Raw genomic sequence first — 23,146 nt, 5'->3', positions numbered from 1 at the left:
CGCGGCAAACCGTTTTTTCTGGCCCCCGCCGATGACGGGTTTCTCCTGCCAGGGGGTTGGCAGCCACCTTGAAGCAAAAAACCGACCCTGAGGTCGGTACTTCAAGCTGTACGCTGGATCGGGATTGACTCGCACCATCCCTGGCGCTCGCCCTGCGGGCGGCCTCTGGCCGTCCAGTCGGGCTATCCTGCCCGCCTGTCGACAGGGTTTGAACCGAGCCGCCCATCATCGGAAAAAGTAAAAGGCCCCGTCTTGCGACGGGGCCTTTTACTTTATCTGGCGGTGAGGGAGGGATTCGAACCCTCGATACGTTGCCGTATACACACTTTCCAGGCGTGCTCCTTCAGCCACTCGGACACCTCACCAAATTTTTACTGCTTAAAGTGGCTTTCGGAGCACGCTGCGCGTGCATCTTGCCGACTTCGTCGGTGGGCAGCCTCTCGGATACCTCACCAAATTCTGGTCTGTGATTTAACGTGTTCAGCCAACACGGTGTTCGTTGCGCCGTTGCGCTGGAACGGGGCGTAATTTAGGGGAAAGGGCTGCCTGGGTCAACCACTTTTCCCCTTATTTTTCATAATCTTTATCGAGTGCCTATCCCTTGAACAGAATGCCGGTTTTTTAAGCCCGTTCAGGGCTTGTCGAGAATGATCAGGCTGTCAGGCAGCTCGTTCTGATCCCGGGTGGCGGGGAAGGCGTCGGTCAGAATGGCGCTGGTGCGCTCCACGCATTCCAGGAACCCCTGCTCGACCTCCTTGTTGCGTACCCGAACCACGAAGTCGTCGATGATCTGCTGCCACTGGGAGTTGTCGATGTGCTGGGCGATCCCGTCGTCTACCAGGATCTCCACATAGTGCTCCGCCACCGAGACGAAAATGAGCACCCCGAGCCGGTCCCGGGTGCGGTGAAGTCCCTGCTCGACAAACTGCAGGCGGGCCATCAGGGCGGCCCGGTGACGGCGTACCTTGTTGGGAATAAGCCGCATCTTGATGGGCGTCCAGTGGAACAGCAGGCTCAGCAGCAACCAGACCGACCACTGCACCAGCAGGATCTCGTACCAGCCAAGCCAGAAGCCGAGCTGGAAGACCAGCAGGGGGGTGAGCATGGCCAGCAGGGCGGCCCACAGGGTCGGGATATAGCGATAGCCATCGCTGGCCGGGGCCAGCACGGTGACCAGTTCGGCATCCGTGGCCTGCTCGGCCTGTCGAACCCTGGCCTGCAAGGTGTGGAAAAACTGTTTCGAAATCATCTTGTTGTCTCTTTTTCCCTGATTACCAACCGCCAGATGCACCGCCGCCGCCAAAGCTGCCGCCGCCACCACTGAAACCGCCACCACCACCGCCAGTGCGGCCGCCAAAAGAGCCGGCACCGAATCCACCGGCCATGTAGGCGGCCCGGCGACGTCCTCCCGGCCCACCGCCGCCGCCGCGCAGGTTGTGCAGCACGATCATCGCAATCACCACCAGGATGAAGAGCCAGGGACCGCCCTGCTTGTCGGCCTTGCTGGTGTTGTCCACGGGCTGATACTCCCCGGCCAGGGCCTGCATGATGCCCTGGCTGCCGGCGAGGATGCCGGCCACCATGTCACCGCGCTTGAAGGCGGGCAGGATCCGGGTCTGGATGATATTGGCGGCGATGGCGTCGGGCAGGGCACCTTCCAGGCCATAACCCACCTCGATGCGCACCTTGCGCTCGTCCTGGGCGATGATCAGCAGAACGCCGTTGTTCTTGCCTTTTTGGCCGATGCCCCAGTGGCGACCGAGCTGGTAGCCGTACTCTTCGATGGTATCCCCCGCCAGCGTGTCGATGGAGACCACCACCAGCTGGACGCCGCTGCGCTTCTCGAAGACGGCCAGTTGCTGTGCGAGCTGGTGGGCCTGCTTGCGGGACATCAGATTGGCCTCGTCCACCACCCGCCCGGTCAGGGCCGGGAAATCGGGGGTGGCATGCAGCGCCGTTGCACAGAGCAGCAGACAGAGCGCCAGCCAGCGTCTCATCACGTTCATTGGAAGCTGACCTTGGGCGCCTCATCGGCACCGGGTTTGGCGCTGAAGGTGGGTTTGGCTTCCAGATCGGAGTAGAGCAGCTTGGACCAGATGACCCCGGGGAAGGTACGGATCTCGGTATTGAACTGGCGTACTGCTTCGATGTAATCCCGTCTGGCCACCGCGATGCGATTCTCGGTGCCTTCCAGCTGGGCCTGCAGGGTCAGGAACTGCTGATCGGCCTTCAGATCCGGGTAGCGCTCGACCACCACCATCAGCCGGGAGAGGGCGCTGGAGAGCTGCTCCTGAGCCGCCTCGAACGCCTTGAGCTGGGAGGGGTCACTCACCTGCACGCTGCCGACTCGGGCACGGGCATCTGTGACCGCCTTGAGGGTCTCCTGCTCGTGGCTGGCGTACCCCTTGACGGTGGCCACCAGGTTGGGAATGAGATCGGCCCTGCGCTGGTACTGGTTCTCGACCTGTCCCCAGCTCGCCTTGACCTGCTCATCCAGGGTCGGAATGGTGTTCATGCCGCAGCCGGTCAAGCCCAGCAGCAGGGTCAGGGTCAGCAGGGCACGGGTACCACGCTGCCAGAGTAAAGTGGCCATCTTGTTGTTCTCCATTGATATTTCTCTCGGAAATAGGTTCACCATAACAGCTTGTGGTCAGCCCTCACAACGCCTGGGTAACAGGGGGGCGCGGTAGCTCATCGATACCTTGGGCAGCTGGGGTTTGTCCTTGAGCCAGGAGGTCAGCTCCTCCCCACAGCCATTGCCGGGGGGAATGGGAGCCTGGGGCTGGCAGTCCGGACTGTTTGCCGGGCAGCGCAGGCGCACGTGAAAGTGGCTGAAGTGGCCGACCCAGGGGCGCAGCTTGCCGACCCAGGCTTCACCGGGTGCCTGTTTGCACACCTCGGCCTTGATGACGGGGTTGACGAAGATGCGCGCCACCTCGGGGCGATCAGCCGCAAGGCGCAGCAGATTGAGTTGCCTGGGGCCGAATCGGCCGGGCAGCATCCGGTAGCTGGGTTCGTCGATCAGCGCCCACTCCCTGGGGGCATCCTGCTCCCAGCGGCTGATGGGTCTGTCAGCCATCCTGAACCAGATGTCGGCATCCAGGCCGGTCTGGTGGCTGCGATGACCTGAGGTAAAAGGCCCCCCGTGCATCATGGCGAGGTCGGCGATATAGAGATCCGGCATGCCGGCCAGTCTGGTCTGGTTGGCCAGATGCTGTAGGTAATGGATGAGGTCGGGGTGACCGTAATAGCGCAGCCGTTTGGTGCGGATCACCTGATAACCAGGGCCTTCGAGGGGCAGGGCCACGGCATTTTTCAGGCAGCCGGCGGAGTAGCCGCCGATGGCCTCGGCATAGAGTGTGCTCGCGGACAAGAGCAGGGCGGTGGCGAACATGGGACTCCCGGGATGGCGCCCAGTGCGGGCTCAGACAGCCCCAAGCATACCAAGAGTGGCGGCTGGCCGTCATCCGTGTCGCGGTGGCGGTTGCATCGCGGCGCGTCGCTCGCGCACAATGCGCGGCAACGCAGCGACGGCAGGGCCGTTCGCATCACAGAAGGAGAAGAGAAGATGAGAGTCAGTGAGCTGGCAGCGCAAGAGAACGTGAGCTGGCTGATGCCCCCGGCCCGGCGGTTTTACGGGGTCATGATCTGCCTGTTGCTGGCGAGTCTCGCCACTGTGGTGGCCGCCCTCTGGCTGGGATATCCCGACATGGGCCTGCTGCCCTGGGTCGGGGTGGTCTTTGGCGGTATCGTGCTGGTGATGATGGTGTTGCCGCGCAGCTGGCAGCGCTGGCGTCTGGCGGAGCTTGCCTGGGATGAACGCCATCTCTATCTGCTCAATGGCGGCGAAGACCGGGCGTTGGCGCTGCCCAGAGCCGTGCTGGTGGGCATGGAGCGGGATCGCAAGGTGGGACACGATGGTCAGTGGCTCGATTTCAGCCTGGATCTCGGGCTGGATGAGGTGACCCTGGCGACGGCCACCAGCCTGCTCGGGTTGTCCCGGGAAGGGACTCACGAAGTGGCCCCCGGGGTCTATCGATTCGGGTTCAAACGTGCCTGGCATGGGCGTCGTGCCCTCGGCACATTGCTGGCCGAGCTGCACCCGGCCTGACTATTTTCTCGACAATTCATCCCAATGCTCAGATACTGCCTCTGATTCGATTTGATCTTTCCTGCTCCGATAGCCCAAGAGATCAAGGACTTGGGATACGAAGCTGGAAGTGCCATGGCATGATGCCGTGGCTGGTCCGGCAGGGGGGTTGTGCCCTTACTCCCAGGTCGGTGGATGCATAGATAAGGCACCTTGAATCGAGAGTGGATGGCATGAAGATTTACGTAGGTAATCTGTCGTACCGGATGACGGCCGACGAACTGACAACCGTGTTCAGCCAATTTGGGCAGGTAGACAAGGTCGATATCATCATCGACCGCGATACCGGTCAGTCCAAGGGGTTTGGTTTCATTGAAATGCCGGTCAATGGTGAGGCCGAGAAGGCCATCGCCGAGTTGCACGGCACCGAGGTCGGCGGCCGCACCATCACGGTCAATCAGGCCAAACCGAAGACGGATGCACCCCGTGGTCGCCCCCAGCGCCATCGTTGAATCGTCTCGATAACGGAAAACGGCATGGAATCCTCCATGCCGTTTTTGTTTTCAGGGTCTGGTGCAGACTCAGGGAACGTCGTAACCCAGAGCGGCCTTGCGGATGCGGAACCACTGCTGGCGAGTGAGCTCAATGGACTCGGCTGCCACGGCGGCGGCGATCCGCTCCCGTTTGCCGGAGCCGATGAGGGGCAGCGGCTGACTCGGCAGCATCATCACCCAGGCGTAGACCACCTGCTCCAGACAGTCGGCGCCCACCTCCTGGCGGATCTGCTCGAGTTCCGCCCGCAGCGTGGCATAGTCGGGGGCATGGAACAGCCGCCCGCCGCCAAGGCAGGACCAGGCCATGGGCTTGATGCGCAGTTGCTGGCATTGATCCAGGGCACCATCCAGCGTCCCCTCCTGATGGAGCGGGGAGATCTCCAGCTGGTTGGTGACCAGGGGGAAGGGCAGGCGGGATTGCAGCAGGGCGAACTGGTGGGGCGTGAAGTTGGAGACCCCGGCGTGCTTGATCTTGCCTGCCTGCTTGAGGGTGATGAAGGCGTCGGCCACCTCGTCGGCGTTCATCAAGGGGTCGGGGCGATGGATCAGCAACAGATCCAGATGATCGGTGCCGAGCTTTTGCAAGGAGGCTTCGGCACTGGCGACGATGTGTCCCTTGCCGGTGTTGTAGTGATTCAGGGCGTGGGCCGGATTGGCGGTGAGGGCGATGCCGCACTTGCTGACGATCTCCATGCGATCGCGCAGGGAGGGCTCCAGGCGCAGGGCATGGCCGAAGGCCTCCTCGCACTGGTAGCCACCGTAGATGTCGGCGTGATCGATGGTGGTGACCCCGAGATCAAGGTGATATTTCATCAGGTCCAGCAGGGCGGCGGGGGAGAGCTGCCACTCCATCAGGCGCCAGTAGCCCATGATGAGGCGGGAAAAGGTGGGGCCTTGCTCGTGCAGGGCCAGACGGGATACGGACATGGTGACTCCTCTGGAGATAAAAATGCGAAAAGAAAGGGGCAAAATCATGTGCCAGCATCTTGGTCTCTTCCGGCGGACAAGGCAATAATGCCCCCTTCGCGAATTCGAACTATGGTTCTGACTCCGACGGGTCAAGATCCCGGTGTCAGTGAGAGGAGAAGGGGTGATGGAAGGATTTGCCGCCAGGCTGCAAAGTCTTATCGGGGAGGGGAGTGTGAGCGCCTTTGCCCGCAAGGTGGGGTTGAGTGAAGCCCTGATCCGCAAGTATCTGAAAGGGGCCGAGCCCGGCCTTGGCAAGGCGAACCAGATTGCCATGGGGGCCAACTGCTCGCTGGAGTGGCTCGCCACCGGTTGCGGGTATCTCTATCGTCAGGCCGAGGTGGTGGACAGGGACGCGCTGGCGGCGGCGGGGGCGCTGGTGCAGGAGACCCGTCCGGGAAAGCCCATGCCGGACGAGGAGCAACTGGTGACCTTGCTCGCCTATTACCAGTTCCTGCGCAGCCACAAGCAGGCGGACGGTTTTCTGGACCTGGCCCGGGCGCGGGAGTTTGGGCGCCATCTGGCCGAGGCCTGAGCCTGACGGGGGCTCCCGGCAGTCCGCCATTCTTCTGATACCCTCTAAGCAGTGATCAAATCCAAGGACACGCAGATGAGCTATCTGATCCTGGGCAGTGGCGGGTTGGGCAGTGCGCTGGCACGGGAGCTGGCCAGACGGGGCGAAGAGTGGTTGCTGGCGGGCAGGCAACTGCCCAGGGGGCTGGATCCCGCCTGCTACTTTCCGCTGCAGGAGGTGGACCCGCTCTCTTTTGAGGCCCTCTTCACCCTCTATGACAGCACCACCCTGCCGACGGTGGTGATCAACACCATAGGCCTGCTCCATGATCTTGCCCACATGCCGGAGCGGCGGGTAGAGGAGGTGACCCCCCAATGGCTCGAAGAGAGTCTGCTGGCCAATGCCTGGCCCCACCTGGCCCTTGGTGCCAATCTGAGCCGGCGCATGATGCCCCAGAGCACGCTCTGGCTCTGCACCCTCTCGGATCGGGCGGGAAGCCTGGAGGAGGGGGGTGAGGAGGCCATGTGCCACTACAGCTACCGCATGAGCAAGGCCGCCCTCAACATGGGATCCCGGATCCTGGCGGGTGAGTGGGCCGGACGTTTTCCAGGCGCCGGTGTCATCACCGTGCATCCCGGCCTCATGAATACCCCCATGCAGCAACCTTTTCTTCAGGAGATGGATCCCGCCCTGCTGCAGGATCCCGCCGAGGTCGCCGTCCGCCTGCTGGATCTGATGGCCACACTGACGCCCGCGCACTCGGGCCGTTTCGTGGATCTGCAGGGTCAGTCGCTGCCCTGGTGAGCCGCCGGGCTCACATTCCCGCTTGCCGTTTCTTGCCAGCCGGGTGTCGGCTGGTTAATGTCATCGTCCTGCATCAGGAGGATGACATGCGCTATATCGATTTACGAAGTGATACCGTGACCCAACCCACGGAAGCCATGCGCCAGAGCATGCTGCATGCCGAGGTGGGAGACGATGTCTATGGGGAAGATCCCAGCATCAATGCGCTGGAGCGCCGCGGCGCCGAAATGCTGGGCAAGGAGGCGGCCCTGTTCGTGCCCTCCGGCACCATGTCCAACCTGCTGGCCATGATGAGTCACTGCCAGCGTGGGGAAGGGGCCGTGCTGGGGGCGGCCTCCCACATTTATCGCTACGAGGCCCAGGGCTCTGCCGTGCTGGGCTCGGTGGCCCTGCAATCCGTCCCCATGCAGGCGGACGGCACCCTGGCCATCGAGGATGTGCGGGGGGCCATCGCTCCCGATGATCCCCATTTCGTCCAGACGCGCCTCGTCTGCCTGGAAAATACCCATAACGGCAAGGTGCTGCCATTGACCTACCTGCGCGCCATGCGCGAATTCGTCGACGAGAAGGGGCTGAAGCTGCATCTGGACGGGGCTCGCCTCTTCAATGCGGTGGTGGCGATCGGGGAGCCGGTAGCCGCCATCGCGGCGCCTTTTGACAGCATCTCTGTCTGCCTCTCCAAGGGACTGGGGGCGCCGGTGGGTTCCCTGCTGGTGGGATCGGCTGTGTTCATCGCCCGCGCCAGACGGCTGCGCAAGATGCTGGGGGGCGGCATGCGCCAGGGAGGGATCCTGGCCCAGGCCGCCCTGTTCGCGCTGGATCAGCACGTTGCCCGGCTGGCGGATGATCATCGCCGCGCCAGGCGTCTGGCAGAGGGGCTGGCCGCGTTGCCAGGCATCACACTCAACATGGGGGAGGTGCAGACCAACATGGTATTCCTGCGCCTGACCCAGGGGGATCCCGCCACCTTGCTGGGTTTCATGAAGGAGCGCGGTATTCTCTTCTCCGGCTACGGGGAGCTCAGGCTGGTGACCCACCTGCAGATCACCGACGATGACATCGACGAGGTGATAGACGCCTTCACCGAGTATCTGAGTGGTTGACGCCATTCCCCATCGCAACAACAAGGGCGCCATTAGGCGCCCTTGTTGTCATGGCAGGGTCGGTCATCCCTGGCGCTGGCCGGTGATCAGCATGGCCTCGTCGGTGGCGTCATAGATCATGATGGCCAGATGGGTGACCTCTCCGGCGAAGTCGGCCAGCGGCACCAGGGTCAGGTTCTGGTACATGTAGGGGGCAGATCCCGTGATGGGGCGGTAGTTGGAGAAGCGCAACAGGTAGGGGCGCTGCTCCCAGGTGCTGAAGGCACGGTTGTTGAGTTTGAACACCATGTTGGCCTTGCGCTCGAACCAGGCCTTGTCCACATCGGGGAAGAGCGAGAACAGCCCTTGATCGCGCACCTCGCCTGCCAGCCGGCCGCTGTGACTCTCCATGAAGCCGTTCCACACCTGGATCCGGTACTCCCTGTCGAGCACGACCAGCCCCACGTCCAGATTCTGGACGATGTTCATCAGCCAATGAAACTCCCGAATGTCCATGGTCACTCCTGGTGGTTGCTGCCGCGGGGCGGTCAGAGCATGTGCATGATCTTGTTGTTCATGGTGGCGATGGAATCTTCGGTAAACAGCAGCAAGAGATCGCACTGCACCGCATAGCCCTGCACCCGATAGTTGATCTCGATGGCCAGAGTGCGGCGCCAGCGGCTCTGGTTGGTCCGAATGAGATCCTGAATAGGCCTGTGCTGGCCCAGCACCACGGGGTGACCCTGGCTAAAAGGGGTGTCGAGCTGGTTGGCGTAGCCGCGCAGGAAGGCGCCAATCAGCACGTTGGCGGTGTCCATCAGCAGTTCCAGCTCGGCGCCGTGATCCAGCTCCCCCTGATGGTTCATCAGGCGGGCCAGGTCCTGGAAGCTGGCATCGTGGAACAGCAGCAGGGCCTCCCCGGCGATCCCGGCCCCGATGAAGCCCTGGCAGACCGCAGAGAGCGTCTCCGACTCGGCGGCGGCCGAGAGCGCCATGTGCAGCTCGGAGACCTCCAGCACGTTGACGTTGGGGATGGGGAGCAGCACGAAGGCGCCGAGCAGGCGGGCCAGCAGATCCGCCCCCTGGCCCATGGCGACGTTGGCCAGCTCCTGATAGACATCCCGCAGCTCGGGGGTGAACTGGATGCTGCTCTGGGCAGCCTGGTGGCTGGCGACGGGCTGGGGCTGGATGGCCGTCACCTGGGTGGCCGATTGCCACAGACCGTGGCGCTTGAGCAGGGCAAGGAGGGTGTCCGGGGAGGCCGGCTTCTTGATGAAATCAAGGGCGCCAAGGGCCATGACACGCTCATGGGCTTCCGGCTGGATGTCGCCGGAGACCACGATCACCTTGCTGCGCACCCCTTCTCGCTTGAGGGTCTCGAGCACGCCATATCCGTCCATCTCCGGCATGGTGAGATCGAGAAAGATCAGGTCCCCGTGCCCCATCAGGATCTGCTCGACCCCTTCCAGTCCGTCCGCGGCCTGGTGCAAGGTGACACCCCAATCGGCGGGCAGGGCGCGCACCAGCTGTTTGCGCGCGAACCCGGAGTCATCACATATCAATACATTCATAGTGTTAGCCGACCTGTGCAACGAGGATTGCGCTAAGTGTGGGTCATCAGCCGTCAGATGCAACGGGCAGCGGTTGCGCCGGTGAAAATTGATCGTTCTGCTGACGGGTGCGATAGCGTTCGGAATGTTTCTCGACGAAATCGGCGAACATCTTAACACGCAACGGGGTGAACCGGGGCTGGCAATGGAGCATGTAGAAGGGACGTTTTCCCGACTGCCAGTCAGGCAGGACGGGGACGAGCTGACCATCTTGCAGGAAGGGGTGCACATAGTGCTGCGGGGCGTTGACGATGCCGAGGTGGCGTTGGGCTGCCCGCACGGCGGCCTGGGTCTGGTCGATGCAAAGGCGGGGTGTGCGCTTGATGCAGACCGTCTGTTCGTCCCGCCCGCTCAGTTGCCAGTGCTGGTGGGGCCAGCAGTAGATGAGATCGTGCTCTTCCAGCTGGGTTGGGTGGGAGGGCACACCCATCTTCTCCAGATAGAGGGGGGAGGCGAACAGACCGTACTGGATGTGACCCAGACAGAGGGCGTTGGGCAGGGTCTGGGGAAGCTCGCCGTTGAAAAAGACCAGGTCCCTGTCCTGATCCGCCTGGAGGGCATGATCGTTGGACTGGCGGATGTCGAATTGTACCCCGGGATAGCGCAGGCCGAAGTCCACCAGCATGTCGACCAGGATGGTGTTGGAGAGGGCGATGGGGGCCGCGAGGCGGATGAGGCCGCTGATGTCCGCCTCCTCACCCCGAATTTCGCCGGTGGCCTGCTCTATCTCCGCCAGGGGGGTACAGAGGCGCTCGTAATAGCGCAGCCCTTCGTCGGTGAGGCGCAGCTTGCGGGTGGATCTGTGCAGCAGGCTGCATCCGAGCTGCTCTTCCAGTTGGGAGATACGTCGACTGATGGTGCCGGTCGGCATGCCCAGCGCAGCGGCGGCGTGGGAGAAACCGCCCTCTTGCACCACCTTGACGAACAGATAGAACTCTTCGATGTACTTCATAGCGGTTTTAGGGGGTGTTCTGGCTGTAACAAGCCAGTGACCTTATGAAGAGTCACCGGGCTTGGCAAGCGCAATCCGGCGTTTAATTGATCTGGATTAGATTCGACTCGCGCTGGTATTGCTGGAGCAGATGGACGAAATCTTCCGGGGATCTGTCCAGGCTGTTGTCGGGCACCAGCAGATCGTACCCCAGCAGATCTCGCAGCCGTGCCATCCGGTTGCCGAGCATGGCGATCACCCCCTCATAGCGCTGGCCGGCGGGTGAGCAGAAGCGGCTCTCCTCCAGCAGTCCCTCTCCCAGGAGCCCACTGCCGCACCCTCCGGTCGGGCAGTCGGAGCGCTCGCTTCGCATGGCCTGCATCAGCACGGCGCGCTGCTCGGTGAGCAGACGGACGGCGAGCCGGGGTGTGATCAGCGTCAAAAAAGCGTCGTAATCCTTTATTTTCAAACCGATGTAGGGCAGCTCCACCAGATCCCACCCCAAATGGATACGTGGTTGGTCAATTCGCTGAATATTTCTCCATTTCAGGATCCAGCCGCCGTACTTGTGATGGTATTGCAGGCAGTCCTGACACAAAGAGAGACTAAAATGAGGCTCACCCAGTTTCCAAGCCCCGACAAGAATTGTCATCAGGCCCGCCAGGAGGAGGGAAATGGCGGGGATTAGTAGTTGTTCACGAAGAAAAAAAAGTATAAAAATCATAGCAATGGTTATCACCATGCCCAACAATACCAGTGTGAGTCCATTTCTTCTTACCATGGGGATCACATGTAGCGTTTTCATATGATTTCGGCCTTTTTTCATCCGTTTGTTATCCGATTATGGGCCGGAACGGATTTTGTACCAGCGCGAATGCTCCTGTCAGGGGGCGCAAGCGACTGGTTCGACCATGAGCTTTCAGCATGAATCATCACTCAACATGAATACGCTAGACGAACGCCTGCTCACCGTGATGGATGTCCTCCACACGCCGGTCTGGGTCTATGACATCCAGCGTCATCATATTTACTGGGCCAACGATGCTGCCCTCGGGCTCTGGGAGGCGAGCTCCCTGGCCGAGCTGAAGTCCCGGGATTTCTCCGCCGACATGGCCGCCGCCATCGATCTGCTGCTGCAGCGCTATCTCGGCGATTTCCAGCAGGAGCGCAGTTACAACGAGTGGTGGACCCTCTCGCCCAAGGGGGTCAAGAAGCAGGTCTATCTGCGTCTTTCCGGGATCCAGCTTGCCGGACGGCAGATGATGATGGCGGAAGCGGTCATCGATGCCGACACCCTCTATCAGGAATCCTCCCTCGCCACCGGCGACACCCTGGCCTGTCTCTTTGACAACGAGGGGCGCCTCGAGAGCAGCAACCATCACTTCGACATGTGCTTTGGCACCGGCATTCTGACGCTGCCCCAGATCTTCTCCGGTGCGGACGAGGCCTTCTATCGTCGCCTCTCCCGTCTGGACGAAGTGGTGGCTGAAGGGGAGTGTCGCACCCAGAAGGGGATGCGCTGGTTCCAGTACCAGTTTCGCCATATCCAGCAGGGGGCACGGATCCTGCTGACCATGCGGGACATCACGGATCGCAAGCTCGAAGAGCTGGAGCATCGCCACCTGGCCTGGCACGACTCCCTCACCGGGTTGCTCAATCGCTACGGCCTGATGAAATCCCTGGAAGCCTATTGCGGCCTCGGGGGGCGCTTTGCCCTGGTGTTCATGGATCTGGACAACTTCAAGCTGGTCAATGACAACTACGGCCACAAGGCAGGGGATCGCCTGCTGGAGCGGGTCGCCGGACGGCTCAAGCAGATCTGCCCGCGGGACGTGGAGCTGGCGCGCCTTGGCGGGGACGAGTTCACCGCCCTGGTGCCCCTCAACCAGGCGAGCGATCGGGCCCAGGAGGTGGCGGATCTCATGCTCTCCCAGATGAGCAAACCACTGCAGCTGAGTGGTGTCCCCGAGGTCACCATCGGCGGCAGCATCGGCATCGCCATCTACCCGGACGACGCGGATGACGGCGACAACCTCATCACCCGTGCCGACATGGCCATGTACCAGGCCAAGCAGATGGGGCGGCTTCGCTGGCAGCGCTTCACCCCCAGCATGCAGCAAAGCCTGCATCGCAAGCTGACCCTCAAGCAGTTTCTGGCCAAGGCCGTCGGTCGGGGGGAGCTCAGCCTGCGCTATCAGCCCCAGGTGGATGTGGCGCAAGGTCGGGTCATCGGTTTCGAGGCCCTGGTACGCTGGTACAATCCCGTGCTCGGCCATGTGTCGCCGGCGGAGTTCATTCCGCTGGCCGAAGAGATGGGGCTCATCCGGGAAATTGGAAGCTGGGTGCTTTCCACCGCATTGGCCCAGATGGGGGAGTGGCAGCGACAGGACGGGGTGAGGGTGCCGGTGTCGGTCAATCTCTCGGGCTTCCAGCTCTCTGCCAGTTTGCCGGAGCTGGTGGCCCAACTGCTCGAGGCATTCTCGGTGGAGGCGGCGCTGCTGACCCTGGAGCTGACCGAGACGGTGCTGATGCTCGACATGAAGGGGTGCATCGAGATCCTCGACGCCCTGAGCGAGCAGGGGATCAAGATCGCCATCGACGACTTCGGGACGGGCTATTCCTCCCTGGCCTACCTCAACCGGTTGCCCATCGACACCATCAAGCTGGACCGCTCCTTCGTGGTGGGGCTCAACCTGCCGGTGATCCGGGCGACGGTGGCCATGGCCACCAGTCTGGGGCTAGGGATCCTGGCGGAAGGGGTGGAGGAGGAGCACGAGCTCGCGGCCCTGCAGACCCAGGGTTGCCACGTCTTCCAGGGGTTCCTGTTCAGCCGTCCCATGACACCGGAAGAGGTGGCGGCGGCGGGGTTCGCAGTACAGTGCCGGCTGGGTCGCTATCCCCTCGCAAACCATTGAGCAAGTTGTCGATAAATGTGCGGCATCTCCCATTAATGAAGTGCGAGATGCCAAATTAAACATAATTAATCGAATTTTTGTCTCATATCATGGGATCCATTAGACGTTATCGCTAGTATGCGCGCTCATTCCTTGGTAATGGAGTATCACCATAATGAGTCAAGCTGCAGTGAACGAGCGTCCGGCCCCTCCCAACGGCTGGTTGAACCGCTTTCTGAACGGGGTGGAGAAGGCGGGCAACAAGCTGCCGGATCCCGCCATGCTCTTCCTCTATGCCTTGCTGATCGTCTGGGTCGGCTCCTGGATAGGCTCCCAGTTCTCCTTCGATCTGGTCAATCCCCGCACCGGAGAGGCCGTGGTCATCAACAACCTGTTGACCGGGGCAGGGCTGGCGGACTTTCTCGCCAGCATGGTTACCACGTTCACCGGGTTTGCTCCCCTTGGCATCGTGCTGGTGGCCATGCTGGGGGTCGGGGTGGCTGAACAGTCCGGTTTCATCAACACCGGGCTCAAGAAGCTGCTCAAGGTGACGCCGGCGCGCTTTCTGACCCCCATGCTGATCCTGGTGGCCATCGTCAGCCATACCGCCGCCGATGCGGGCTATGTGCTGGTGATCCCCATTGGCGGCATCATCTTCCATGCAGCGGGTCGCCACCCGCTAGCGGGGATTGCCGCAGCCTTTGCCGGGGTTTCCGGCGGGTTTGCCGCCAACTTCCTGCCCTCCGGCGGGGATGCGCTGCTTCAGGGTTTCACCCAGTCTGCAGCCCAGTTGTTCGACCCTGACTACATGGTCAACACCCTGTGCAATATCATGTTCACCGGTGCTTCTTCCTTGCTGATCATCTGCGTGGGCTGGTTTGTCACCGAGAAGATTGTCGAGCCGCGCCTCAAGCAAGTGCCCCTCAACGAGGATCTGGAGAGCGCCGACGAGATGGGTCGTTACAGCGCCCAGGAGAGCCGGGCCTTCAACTGGGCCGGGTTCGCCATGCTGGCGGCCGTGGTGCTGCTGGGGCTGGCGCTGGCCCCCGGCGACTCGCCGATGCGGGCACCGGACGGTTCCCTCACCACCTTCGCCGCACCGGTGATGAAGTCCATCGTGCCCCTCATCTTCCTGCTCTTCATCCTGCCCGGGATCGTCTACGGCTTTGTCGCCGGCAGCTTCAAGAGCGGCAAGGATGTGATCGACGCCATGTCGGCCACCATGAACAAGATGGGCTCCTACATGGTGATGGCCTTCTTCTGCGCCCTCTTCATCAAGGCGTTTGGGGATTCCAACCTCGGTACCCTGCTGGCGCTCTCCGGTGCCGAGGTGCTTCACGCCTTGGCGCTGCCGGGAGAGGTGACCATCGTCGGCATCATACTGCTGACGGCCACCGTCAACCTGGTGGTGGGCTCGGCCTCCGCCAAGTGGGCCCTCATCAGCCCCATCCTGGTGCCCATGCTGATGGCGGTGGGGATCTCGCCCGAGCTGACTCAGGCCGCGTATCGGGTGGGGGATTCCGCCTCCAACATCATCACCCCGCTGATGGTCTTCTTCCCCCTGGTGGTGGTCTATTGCCAGCAGTATGTAAAGAGCACAGGCATCGGCACCCTGGTCTCCATGATGCTGCCTTACTCCCTGGCCTTCCTGGTGAGTTGGACGGGCTTCCTGCTGATCTACTGGGCGCTGGGGTTCCCGCTTGGGTTGCAGGCCCCCTATGTCTATCCTGCCCCTTGAGGGTGACGGGGGGCCTTGGGCCCCCCGATTTTTTTGGGTAGAGTGTGGCCTTCATCCCGGAGGTACCATGAACCCGACCATCGATCTCATTCTTTCCCATCGCTCCATTCGCCAGTTCACCCCAGAGCCCGTCAGCGCAGAGCAACTGGATCAGATCCTGAGCGCCGCCCAGAGCGCCGCGAGCTCCAGCTTCCTCCAGGCCAACAGCATCATCCGGGTCACCGACAAGGGGCTGCGGGTCACCCTGGCGGAGCTGGCCGGCCATCAGGCCTATGTGGTCGAGGCGGCGGAGTTTCTGGTGTTTTGTGCCGACTACCATCGTCACAGCCAGATAGTGCCGGAGGCCCGCACCGGCTTTGTGGAGCAGCTCATGATCGGGGCCATCGATGGCGCCCTGATGGCGCAAAATGCCTTGCTGGCGGCCCAGTCACTTGGGCTGGGCGGGGTCTATATCGGCGGCATTCGCAACAATCCGGCGGAGGTGAGCGAGGTGCTGGGTCTGCCCCATCAGGTGATCCCGCTGTTTGGCCTCTGCCTGGGTCATCCCGCCCAGCGGCCGGAGCAAAAACCGCGGCTGCCCCGGGCGCTGGTGGTGCACGAGAACCGCTATCCTGCCACCCTGGACCGCGCCCTGCTGGCCCGGTATGACGGGCAGATCCACGACTACTACCAGGCCCGCAGCAGCAACAACAAGGATCAGACCTGGAGCGGACAGATCAGGGGGATCCTGGGCAAGGAGGCGAGGCCCTTCATGCTGGGATTCCTGCAGTCGAAGGGTTTTTGTCTCAAGTAATGGGGGCGGCGGGCGATATGGAGCATGACGCACCGGATGCGGTCACCGCCTGCGAGCGTTCTTGTGAGGCAATACGGGATCTGGGCGCTACCCTATGAGGCTAAGCTGTTGTAGGATCTCGCAATTGGATTGGGACTGGAGTGTGAACACCCTATGATTTTAACCCTGATATTGCTGTCAATCGGCGCACTCCTGTTTCTGGTCATCGCCTATAACGTGGTGCAGCAATACAAGCAGAAGGCCGAATCGGACAAGCGCCAGGCCATTGCCCGTCACAAGGCGGTGGCAGACGAGACCGAAGAGGTGTTGCTGAACGTCAACCTGGTGCCCTTTTCCAAAAACATGGTGCTGCTGTTGCAACACCGGATCCTGGATGCCTACCGCGCCATCGCGCTGGTGATGCCCAATGCGCAGGTCAAGCAGCGCATCGCCGATGTCCAGCTTCAGATCAAGAATGTGCAGGAGAACTACAGCAGCCAGGACGAGGGGCATTTCAAGACGCCGGAGTCCGACCGCCAGGCGATCCAGATGCTGCAACTGGCCAAGAAGATGCGTGCCGTGCTGCGGGTCGAGCACAACAAGGGCAAGATAGATCCCCAGGGCTTTGCCCAGGAGGATCGCCGCCTCGAGCTGATGCAGCTCAAGATCAACATCGCCAACCTGCTCAAGCGGGCCATGGATGCCCAGATCCAGGGGCAGTACGGCACCTGCCGCCAGCTCTACACCAAGGGGCTGGGGGCGCTGGCCAATGTCACCGACAAGGATCCCTACCTGCTGGCGCGGGAAGAGGACATGCGTCAGGGGATGCGCCAGCTGGAAGAACACCTGCAGCAGCACAGCGAGAAGGAGCTGCAAAACATCAAGGACAAAGAGACGGACGAACTGGACGTCCTGTTCCAACCCAAGAAGAAATGGTGATCATGTCACATCCCCTGGATTCCACACTGGGGCCCATGGCCCCATTTGTTTGCCAACTGCTCACGGAAATGCGTGCCGTCATGGGAGTCAATGGCTCCCCCGTGGTGGATCACCTCTGCTACCGCGCTGCCACCCTGCCGGAATATCTGGAGTTGAAAGCGGTGCTGGCCGCCCACGGAGTCTTGCTGGTGGAGGGGATGATAGGCGGGCGTCCCATCGCCACCTATCGCCTGCACCAGCCCGTCTGCTGGGAGCAGGTGACTGTCCCCTGTATCGAACTGGCCGCCCCCAAGGCGGGCCGAAGCCATCAGGCCGGGCTCGAACATATCGAGCTGGTGGTGCCCTCGCTCACGGCCTTGGTGGCGACGCATCCCGATGTCCCCTTCAAGACCGGCAACATCGATGACGGACGCAACCCGGATATAGGATTGATGCTGCCTTCTGGGCAGATCAAGTTTCATCTGCGCTCGCTTGACGAGGTGATAGACGAAGAGCTGTGCACCGGCGCCGTAGTGCCGGTACCGGCGGACTATTATGACGGTCTGTGAGGGGAGGGCCCGTTGACGGGAGCCTGACCCTGTGGCGTCAACGCACAAGCGGGCGCCACACGTCCTTTCAAGTGACCGAGCCAGAGGCTCAACCCCGCGGTGATCATCAACACCAGCTCGATGCCGAGTACCAGACCCCAGAGCCCCCCCTGCTCCCAGAAGAGATGCAGATAAAGCCCGCCCAGACTGGCTCCCAGGTAGTACCCCACCAGATAGAGCGACGAGGCGAGCGCCCGGTTGTGCTCCACGTGCTGGCCGACCCAGGCGCTGGCACAGGCGTGGGCGAGGAAGAAGCCAAAGCTCGAGACAAGCAATCCCCCGATGATGGCGACAAGGCTCCCCTGCAACAGGGCCAGGCTGCCGAGTGCCATCAAGGTTATTCCCGCTAGCAGCAGGCGTTGTGCTCCCCAGCGATGGGCCCCGCGGCCGCTCAGTGAAGAGGCGACGGTACCGGTGAGGTAGGTCAGAAACAGCATGCCGAGCCACTGGGTCGGCAGGGAGAAGGGGGCCTTGGCCAGCAGAAAGGTGAGATAGCTGTACTGGTTCAGGAAGACCATGAAGTTGAGGCCGCCGATGAGATAGGCCCCCACCAGCAAGGGGTTGCCAAGGTGGCTCTGGATGGCGCGGCGCAGTTGCCCAGGCGCTGCCTCCACGGCCACGAAGCAGCGCTGGGCGGGCAGCAGCCAGATAACCAGTGGCAGCAGGGCGAGGCTGATGATCCCGATACCGAGGAAGGTGTGCTGCCAGTCACCAAACCAGCCAGCCAGCAGACCGCCGACCACCCGGCCCGCGATGCCCCCCAGGGAGTTGGCCGCGATATAGACGCCGACGGCTACGATGAGGGCACGTTTGCTGAACTCTTCCCCCATGTAGGCAATGGCGGTGGCGGGCAGCCCTGCCAGCAGGACGCCTTGCAGGATGCGCAGGCTCACCAGCACATCAAAGTGGGTGACCCAGGGGATGCACAGGGAGAGCAGGATGGCGGCCGCCAGGGTCCACAGCATGATCCGCCGCCGTCCGAACCGATCAGCCAGACGGGCACAGACGAGCAGGGAGCCTGCAAGCCCTGCGGTGCAGCCTGCAAGCGTCCAGCTGGCGGACAGGGCGCTGACCGAGAAAACCTCTGCCAGGAGTGGCAGCAGGGGATGGGTCTGGTAGAGATTGAGGAATACCAGGAAGGAGCCCAGGCTGAGGGCCAGGGTGGCGCGTATCCATTCGCGACTGCCTACTTCGATCATATGGAGTTGTCCCGACGACTTTTGTGCAGGGTAGTGCGACGAGACGTATAAATATAATATATTTAAGTTATTACCCTGATAAATGAAATTGATATGGATCTGAAACAGCTCGGATACCTGCTGGCGGTGCGCGATGCCGGCTCCTTCACTAGGGCGGCCCAGGGGCTGAACGTGGCCCAGCCTGCCGTCAGCATGGCCATCGCCAAGCTGGAGCAGCAGCTCGATCTGCGGCTGTTTGACCGGCAGGACCGCAGCGTGCGCCTCACCCCGGAGGGAGAGGTCCTCTGTCGCCACGCCGAACGGCTGCTGCGCCAGATGCACCAGGCCGAGGCCGAGATGGCCGAGCTCAAGGGGCTGGAGCGGGGGGAGGTGCGCATCGGTATCCCCTACATGATGGGATCCTATTACTTCCCGCCAATCCTGATGGCGTTCAAGCATCGCTATCCCGGCTTGAAGATCCGGGTGGAGGAGGCGGGCACCCGGGAGCTGCTCAGCCGCATGGTGGATGGCAGTCTGGATCTCGCCATCCTCATCACCAGCGATCTGCCACCGGCCCTCGAGGGGGCGCAACTGCTGCGGGAAGAGATGCTGATGGTGGTGGGGGAGGAGCACCCCCTGCGCGGCGCTGAGGCGGTCTCGCTGCCACAGTTCTTCAGCCAGGAGCTCGCCATGTTCCGACGAGGCTTCTACCACAGGGAACACATGGAGGTGTTGGCGCAGGGGCTGGGGGTAGAGCCTGACATCGCGTTCGAAAGCAATCTCATCCCGCTGCTCAAGGCTGTGGTGCGTCAGGGATTCGCCGTGACCACCTTCCTGCGCATGGCGCTGGAAGAGGAGCCAGCCCTCACCGGCATCCCTTTTTCACCCCCCATCTTCCTGGATCTCTGCGTCGCCTGGCGACGGGGGGATCCGCTCTCCATGGCGAACCGAGCGTTGCGGGATTTTTTGCTGGCGCAAGGGGATGTGTCTCATCATTACGCTACAGATACTGAATGATTCAGTGGTATCACCAATAAAAACGCCTCCAATCTGGAGGCGTATGCTGACAAGGTGGATGCAACCTTATTTCTTGAACAGGTGATCCAGCTTGTTTGCCTTGGTGGAGAGATAAAACTCGTTGTGGGGATTGCGACCTTCCTGAAGGGGCACGCGCTCCGCCACCGGGATGCCAAAGGATTCCATTGCCTTCAACTTGCGCGGGTTGTTGGTCATCAGGCGCAGGGACTTGACTTCGAGCGCCTTGAGCATGTCGGCGCAGATGGTGTAGTCGCGCATGTCGGCGGCAAAGCCAAGCGCCACGTTGGCCTCCACGGTATCGGCCCCCTGATCCTGCAGATGATAGGCCCGGATCTTGTTGAGCAAGCCGATGCCTCGCCCTTCTTGACGGACATACAGCAGGACGCCGCGACCCGCCTTGGCGATGTTTTCCAGCGCGGCCTGCAATTGGAAGCCGCAGTCACAACGCAGACTGAACAGGGCATCCCCGGTCAGACACTCGGAATGAATGCGTCCCAGCACGGGTTCGCCGTCTGCGATATCGCCCATCACCAGCGCGGCATGATCCTTGCCCGGGCCGGTTTCCTGAAAACCAACCAGCGTGAAAGTGCCCCAGGGGGTCGGCAACTTGGATTTGGCCACGAGGGTAACGCTGCTCATATGGTTGCTCCTGACTACAGCTGCTTAAAAAAGGGCGGCCAGTTTAGCGCGCATTGTCCGGAACAACCATAAGAACAAAACCTTGCGTGAGAAGTGGGTTAACCCGATTGGTCAGAATAGGTGCAATCACGACGACTTTTGCGCAATTGTGTGCCCTGACAACTGCCAGCGACGGCGCATTCGGGTATAATCGGCGCCCATTACCCCATCCCGACAGGGATGTGTGCAACCAGTCAAGATGCCGAGTGCGCAGGAGAAACGTTATGGCTCAGATGGCCCCCGTGATGACTATTGATGGCCCAAGTGGAGCAGGAAAAGGCACCTTGTGCCAGTTGCTGGCTGAAAAACTGGGCTGGCACCTGCTCGATTCCGGTGCCATCTACCGGGTGCTCTCCCTGGCAGCCCTGCATCACGATGTGGAGCTCGATTCCGAAGCAGCATTGGTTCCCCTGGCCGCCAATCTGGATGTGCAATTCCAGGTAGAAGGGGAGCTGGTCAAGGTGATCCTCGAAGGGGAGGATGTTTCCCGCACCATTCGTACTGAAGAAGTGGGCAACGCGGCCAGCAAAATCGCGGCGTTTCCCCGGGTACGTGAAGCCCTGCTGCGCCGTCAGCGTGCATTCCGCCAAGCCCCCGGTCTCATCGCCGACGGTCGCGACATGGGTACAGTGGTTTTCCCCGAGGCGGATGTGAAGATTTTCCTCGACGCCAGCGCCGAGGAGCGGGCCCAGCGCCGCTATAAGCAGTTGCAAGATAAGGGCTTTGATGTTAACTTTGAGCGTCTTTTAACCGAGATTCGGGAACGTGACGATCGCGACAGAAATCGCGCCGTCGCTCCCCTGAAACCCGCGGAAGATGCTCTTGTTGTAGACTCAACGTCCATGACCATAGATGCAGTGCTGGCAACGGTGCTTGCCTATGCAGAGCAACAACTTGGTGATGTCAGCGCAAACTGATGTCAGTCGTCTGCACCAAGGATGGCGCAGATAATTTAAAACAACCCCGCTTGTGCCGGATTGCAAGTGGATGTTTCATTTGTGACATAAACAATGATCGAATCTTTTGCTCAACTCTTTGAAGAGTCCCTGAACGCCGTTGAAACCCGTCAAGGTTCCATCGTCAAGGGCACTGTCGTTGCTATCGAGAACGGTTTCGTACTGGTTGATGCCGGTCTGAAATCCGAGTCTGCTATCCCGGCTGAAGAATTCAAGAACGCCATGGGCGAGCTGGAAATCAACGTAGGTGACTCCGTTGACGTGGCTCTGGACTCTATCGAAGATGGTTTCGGCGAAACCAAGCTGTCCCGCGAAAAAGCCAAGCGCCACGAAGCCTGGCTGCAGCTTGAAAAAGCTTACGAAGAGCAAGCTACCGTTATCGGTATCATCAACGGCAAGGTCAAGGGTGGTTTCACCGTTGAGCTGAACGGCATCCGTGCCTTCCTGCCGGGTTCTCTGGTTGACGTGCGTCCGATCCGTGACACCGCTCACCTGGAAAACAAAGAACTCGAGTTCAAAGTCATCAAGCTGGACCAGAAGCGCAACAACGTTGTTGTTTCCCGTCGTGCCGTGATCGAGACCGAGAACACCTCCGAGCGTGAAAGCCTGCTGGCCAACCTGCAAGAAGGTCAAGAAGTTAAGGGTATCGTCAAGAACCTGACCGACTACGGTGCATTCGTAGATCTGGGCGGTGTTGACGGCCTGCTGCACATCACCGACATGGCGTGGAAGCGCGTTAAGCATCCTTCCGAAATCGTCAACGTTGGCGACGAGATCGCTGTCAAGGTTCTGAAGTTCGACCGCGAGCGTACCCGTGTATCCTTGGGCCTGAAGCAGCTGGGCGAAGATCCCTGGGTTGCTATCGCCAAGCGTTACCCGGAGACCACCCGTCTGTCTGGCCGCGTGACCAACCTGACCGACTACGGCTGCTTCGTTGAAATCGAAGAAGGCGTGGAAGGCCTGGTACACGTATCCGAGATGGATTGGACCAACAAGAACATCCACCCGTCCAAGGTTGTCAACGTTGGCGACGTGGTTGACGTGATGGTTCTGGACATCGACGAAGAGCGTCGTCGTATCTCCCTGGGTCTGAAGCAGTGCAAATCCAACCCGTGGCAGCTGTTTGCCGAAACTCACGCCAAGGGCGACCGTGTTTCCGGCAAGATCAAGTCCATCACTGACTTCGGTATCTTCATCGGTCTGGATGGCGGCATCGACGGCCTGGTTCACCTGTCTGACATCTCCTGGAACAACCAGGGCGAAGAAGCCGTGCGTGAATTCAAGAAGGGCGACGAAATCGAAGCCGTTGTTCTGCAAGTGGACCCGGAGCGTGAGCGCATCTCCCTGGGCGTCAAGCAGATCGAAGAAGACCCGTTCAATAAGTACCTGTCTGACAACAAGAAAGGTGCTATTGTGAAGGGCAAGGTTACCGAGGTTGATGCCAAGGGTGCCGTGATCGAACTGGCTGACGGCGTAGAAGGCTACCTGCGTGCCTCCGACGCTGCTCGTGACCGCGTAGAAGACGCCACTCTGGTGCTGTCTGTTGGTGACGAAGTTGAAGCCAAATTCATGGGCGTTGATCGCAAGAACCGTACCGTAAGCCTGTCTGTCCGTGCCAAGGACGAGGCTGACGAGCGTGTTGCCATCGACAGCCTGAACCAACAAGAAGAAGTTGTGTTCAGCAATGCCATGATGGAAGCGTTCAAAGCCGCCAAGGGTGAGTAATCCTTGATGCAAGAAAAGGGCGGCATTGCGCCGCCCTTTTTTATCTTGGCAAAATGATTATTGCATGTGATCGGGGAAGGAGATTTAACC

General features: G+C 61.2%; 24 protein-coding genes and 1 tRNA gene. 13 read left to right on the top strand and 12 right to left on the bottom strand.

Going from position 1 to position 23,146, the window contains the following annotated elements; translation table 11 throughout:
* Positions 1-277 precede the first annotated feature (277 nt).
* From J9893_RS18305 to mepA, 5 genes are all read right to left on the bottom strand, one after another.
* Positions 278-365, bottom strand: a tRNA-Ser gene (locus tag J9893_RS18305).
* 266 nt (positions 366-631) lie between these two features.
* Positions 632-1,249: a TPM domain-containing protein gene (locus J9893_RS18300; protein WP_201969222.1), complete on the bottom strand. Its 618-nt coding sequence runs from the start codon at positions 1,247-1,249 to the stop codon at positions 632-634.
* Positions 1,250-1,271: 22 nt separating this feature from the next.
* Positions 1,272-2,006, bottom strand: a complete 735-nt coding sequence (locus J9893_RS18295) for a TPM domain-containing protein (protein WP_210600110.1) — start codon at positions 2,004-2,006, stop codon at positions 1,272-1,274.
* Positions 2,003-2,608 carry a LemA family protein gene (locus tag J9893_RS18290; protein WP_210600111.1) on the bottom strand — a complete coding sequence of 202 codons (606 nt, stop codon included), beginning with the start codon at positions 2,606-2,608 and terminating at the stop codon, positions 2,003-2,005. The genes J9893_RS18295 and J9893_RS18290 overlap by 4 nt, the downstream gene beginning before the upstream one ends.
* A gap of 42 nt (positions 2,609-2,650) precedes the next feature.
* Complete coding sequence (gene mepA, locus J9893_RS18285) at positions 2,651-3,394, bottom strand: penicillin-insensitive murein endopeptidase (protein ID WP_039038706.1); 744 nt, start codon at positions 3,392-3,394, stop codon at positions 2,651-2,653.
* Positions 3,395-3,568: 174 nt separating this feature from the next.
* Between mepA and J9893_RS18280 the strand changes: the two genes are divergently transcribed.
* Positions 3,569-4,111 (top strand): hypothetical protein, encoded by a 543-nt coding sequence (locus J9893_RS18280; RefSeq protein WP_210600112.1) that lies wholly within the window; start codon positions 3,569-3,571, stop codon positions 4,109-4,111.
* Positions 4,112-4,323: 212 nt separating this feature from the next.
* On the top strand, positions 4,324-4,602 hold the full coding sequence (locus J9893_RS18275; RefSeq protein ID WP_029314670.1) for an RNA-binding protein: 279 nt from the start codon (positions 4,324-4,326) through the stop codon (positions 4,600-4,602).
* Positions 4,603-4,671: 69 nt separating this feature from the next.
* Here the strand turns inward: J9893_RS18275 and J9893_RS18270 are convergent, their stop codons facing one another.
* Positions 4,672-5,571 (bottom strand): aldo/keto reductase family oxidoreductase, encoded by a 900-nt coding sequence (locus tag J9893_RS18270; protein ID WP_210600113.1) that lies wholly within the window; start codon positions 5,569-5,571, stop codon positions 4,672-4,674.
* A gap of 166 nt (positions 5,572-5,737) precedes the next feature.
* On the opposite strand from J9893_RS18270, the gene J9893_RS18265 reads away from it, so the two are divergent.
* The 3 genes from J9893_RS18265 to ltaE all read left to right on the top strand — a co-directional run bounded on the left by J9893_RS18265 (position 5,738) and on the right by ltaE (position 8,031).
* Positions 5,738-6,145, top strand: coding sequence for a transcriptional regulator (locus J9893_RS18265; RefSeq protein ID WP_039038703.1), 408 nt, complete (start codon positions 5,738-5,740; stop codon positions 6,143-6,145).
* 75 nt (positions 6,146-6,220) lie between these two features.
* Positions 6,221-6,928: a short-chain dehydrogenase gene (locus J9893_RS18260; RefSeq protein ID WP_210600114.1), complete on the top strand. Its 708-nt coding sequence runs from the start codon at positions 6,221-6,223 to the stop codon at positions 6,926-6,928.
* Between the two features lie 86 nt (positions 6,929-7,014).
* A complete protein-coding gene (ltaE, locus tag J9893_RS18255) occupies positions 7,015-8,031 on the top strand; it encodes a low-specificity L-threonine aldolase (RefSeq protein ID WP_210600115.1) in 1,017 nt (338 codons plus the stop codon).
* Between the two features lie 63 nt (positions 8,032-8,094).
* Here ltaE and J9893_RS18250 read toward each other — a convergent pair whose 3' ends face one another.
* The 4 genes from J9893_RS18250 to J9893_RS18235 all read right to left on the bottom strand — a co-directional run bounded on the left by J9893_RS18250 (position 8,095) and on the right by J9893_RS18235 (position 11,203).
* The gene (locus J9893_RS18250) at positions 8,095-8,526 is read right to left on the bottom strand and encodes a PAS domain-containing protein (RefSeq protein WP_039038700.1); all 432 of its coding nucleotides are present in this window, start codon (positions 8,524-8,526) and stop codon (positions 8,095-8,097) included.
* A gap of 32 nt (positions 8,527-8,558) precedes the next feature.
* Positions 8,559-9,581 carry a response regulator gene (locus tag J9893_RS18245; RefSeq protein ID WP_041211557.1) on the bottom strand — a complete coding sequence of 341 codons (1,023 nt, stop codon included), beginning with the start codon at positions 9,579-9,581 and terminating at the stop codon, positions 8,559-8,561.
* A gap of 46 nt (positions 9,582-9,627) precedes the next feature.
* Entirely contained in the window at positions 9,628-10,572 is a 945-nt protein-coding gene (locus tag J9893_RS18240) for a LysR family transcriptional regulator (RefSeq protein ID WP_210600116.1), read from the bottom strand.
* Between the two features lie 82 nt (positions 10,573-10,654).
* Positions 10,655-11,203 carry a DUF2982 domain-containing protein gene (locus tag J9893_RS18235; protein ID WP_234888573.1) on the bottom strand — a complete coding sequence of 183 codons (549 nt, stop codon included), beginning with the start codon at positions 11,201-11,203 and terminating at the stop codon, positions 10,655-10,657.
* A 322-nt stretch (positions 11,204-11,525) separates the two neighbouring features.
* On the opposite strand from J9893_RS18235, the gene J9893_RS18230 reads away from it, so the two are divergent.
* From J9893_RS18230 to J9893_RS18210, 5 genes are all read left to right on the top strand, one after another.
* A complete protein-coding gene (locus tag J9893_RS18230) occupies positions 11,526-13,466 on the top strand; it encodes an EAL domain-containing protein (protein WP_210600126.1) in 1,941 nt (646 codons plus the stop codon).
* 154 nt (positions 13,467-13,620) lie between these two features.
* Positions 13,621-15,183, top strand: coding sequence for an AbgT family transporter (locus tag J9893_RS18225; RefSeq protein WP_210600117.1), 1,563 nt, complete (start codon positions 13,621-13,623; stop codon positions 15,181-15,183).
* 67 nt (positions 15,184-15,250) lie between these two features.
* A complete protein-coding gene (gene nfsA, locus J9893_RS18220; RefSeq protein WP_210600118.1) occupies positions 15,251-15,976 on the top strand; it encodes an oxygen-insensitive NADPH nitroreductase in 726 nt (241 codons plus the stop codon).
* 153 nt (positions 15,977-16,129) lie between these two features.
* Positions 16,130-16,894 carry a hypothetical protein gene (locus J9893_RS18215; protein ID WP_010675007.1) on the top strand — a complete coding sequence of 255 codons (765 nt, stop codon included), beginning with the start codon at positions 16,130-16,132 and terminating at the stop codon, positions 16,892-16,894.
* A complete protein-coding gene (locus tag J9893_RS18210; protein ID WP_039038695.1) occupies positions 16,888-17,442 on the top strand; it encodes a VOC family protein in 555 nt (184 codons plus the stop codon). Before J9893_RS18215 ends, J9893_RS18210 begins: the two co-directional genes overlap by 7 nt.
* Here J9893_RS18210 and J9893_RS18205 read toward each other — a convergent pair.
* Positions 17,427-18,680: an MFS transporter gene (locus tag J9893_RS18205; RefSeq protein ID WP_210600119.1), complete on the bottom strand. Its 1,254-nt coding sequence runs from the start codon at positions 18,678-18,680 to the stop codon at positions 17,427-17,429. The genes J9893_RS18210 and J9893_RS18205 overlap by 16 nt on opposite strands.
* A gap of 93 nt (positions 18,681-18,773) precedes the next feature.
* Here J9893_RS18205 and J9893_RS18200 point away from each other — a divergent pair, with 93 nt between their 5' ends.
* A complete protein-coding gene (locus J9893_RS18200; RefSeq protein ID WP_103260270.1) occupies positions 18,774-19,676 on the top strand; it encodes a LysR family transcriptional regulator in 903 nt (300 codons plus the stop codon).
* 66 nt (positions 19,677-19,742) lie between these two features.
* Here the strand turns inward: J9893_RS18200 and ribA are convergent, their stop codons facing one another.
* On the bottom strand, positions 19,743-20,336 hold the full coding sequence (gene ribA, locus J9893_RS18195) for a GTP cyclohydrolase II (RefSeq protein WP_210600120.1): 594 nt from the start codon (positions 20,334-20,336) through the stop codon (positions 19,743-19,745).
* A gap of 263 nt (positions 20,337-20,599) precedes the next feature.
* Between ribA and cmk the strand changes: the two genes are divergently transcribed.
* A complete protein-coding gene (cmk, locus tag J9893_RS18190) occupies positions 20,600-21,292 on the top strand; it encodes a (d)CMP kinase (RefSeq protein ID WP_041211550.1) in 693 nt (230 codons plus the stop codon).
* Positions 21,293-21,385: 93 nt separating this feature from the next.
* Complete coding sequence (gene rpsA / locus J9893_RS18185; protein ID WP_010675001.1) at positions 21,386-23,056, top strand: 30S ribosomal protein S1; 1,671 nt, start codon at positions 21,386-21,388, stop codon at positions 23,054-23,056.
* The last annotated feature ends 90 nt before the right edge of the window (positions 23,057-23,146 follow it).

The organism is Aeromonas sp. MaB10011B, from assembly GCF_017939325.1.
GTDB classification, from domain to species: Bacteria; Pseudomonadota; Gammaproteobacteria; order Enterobacterales; family Aeromonadaceae; genus Aeromonas; species Aeromonas caviae.
The sequence above is the reverse complement of the archived record's forward strand: the minus strand, read 5'-3'. Positions and strand labels throughout refer to the sequence as shown.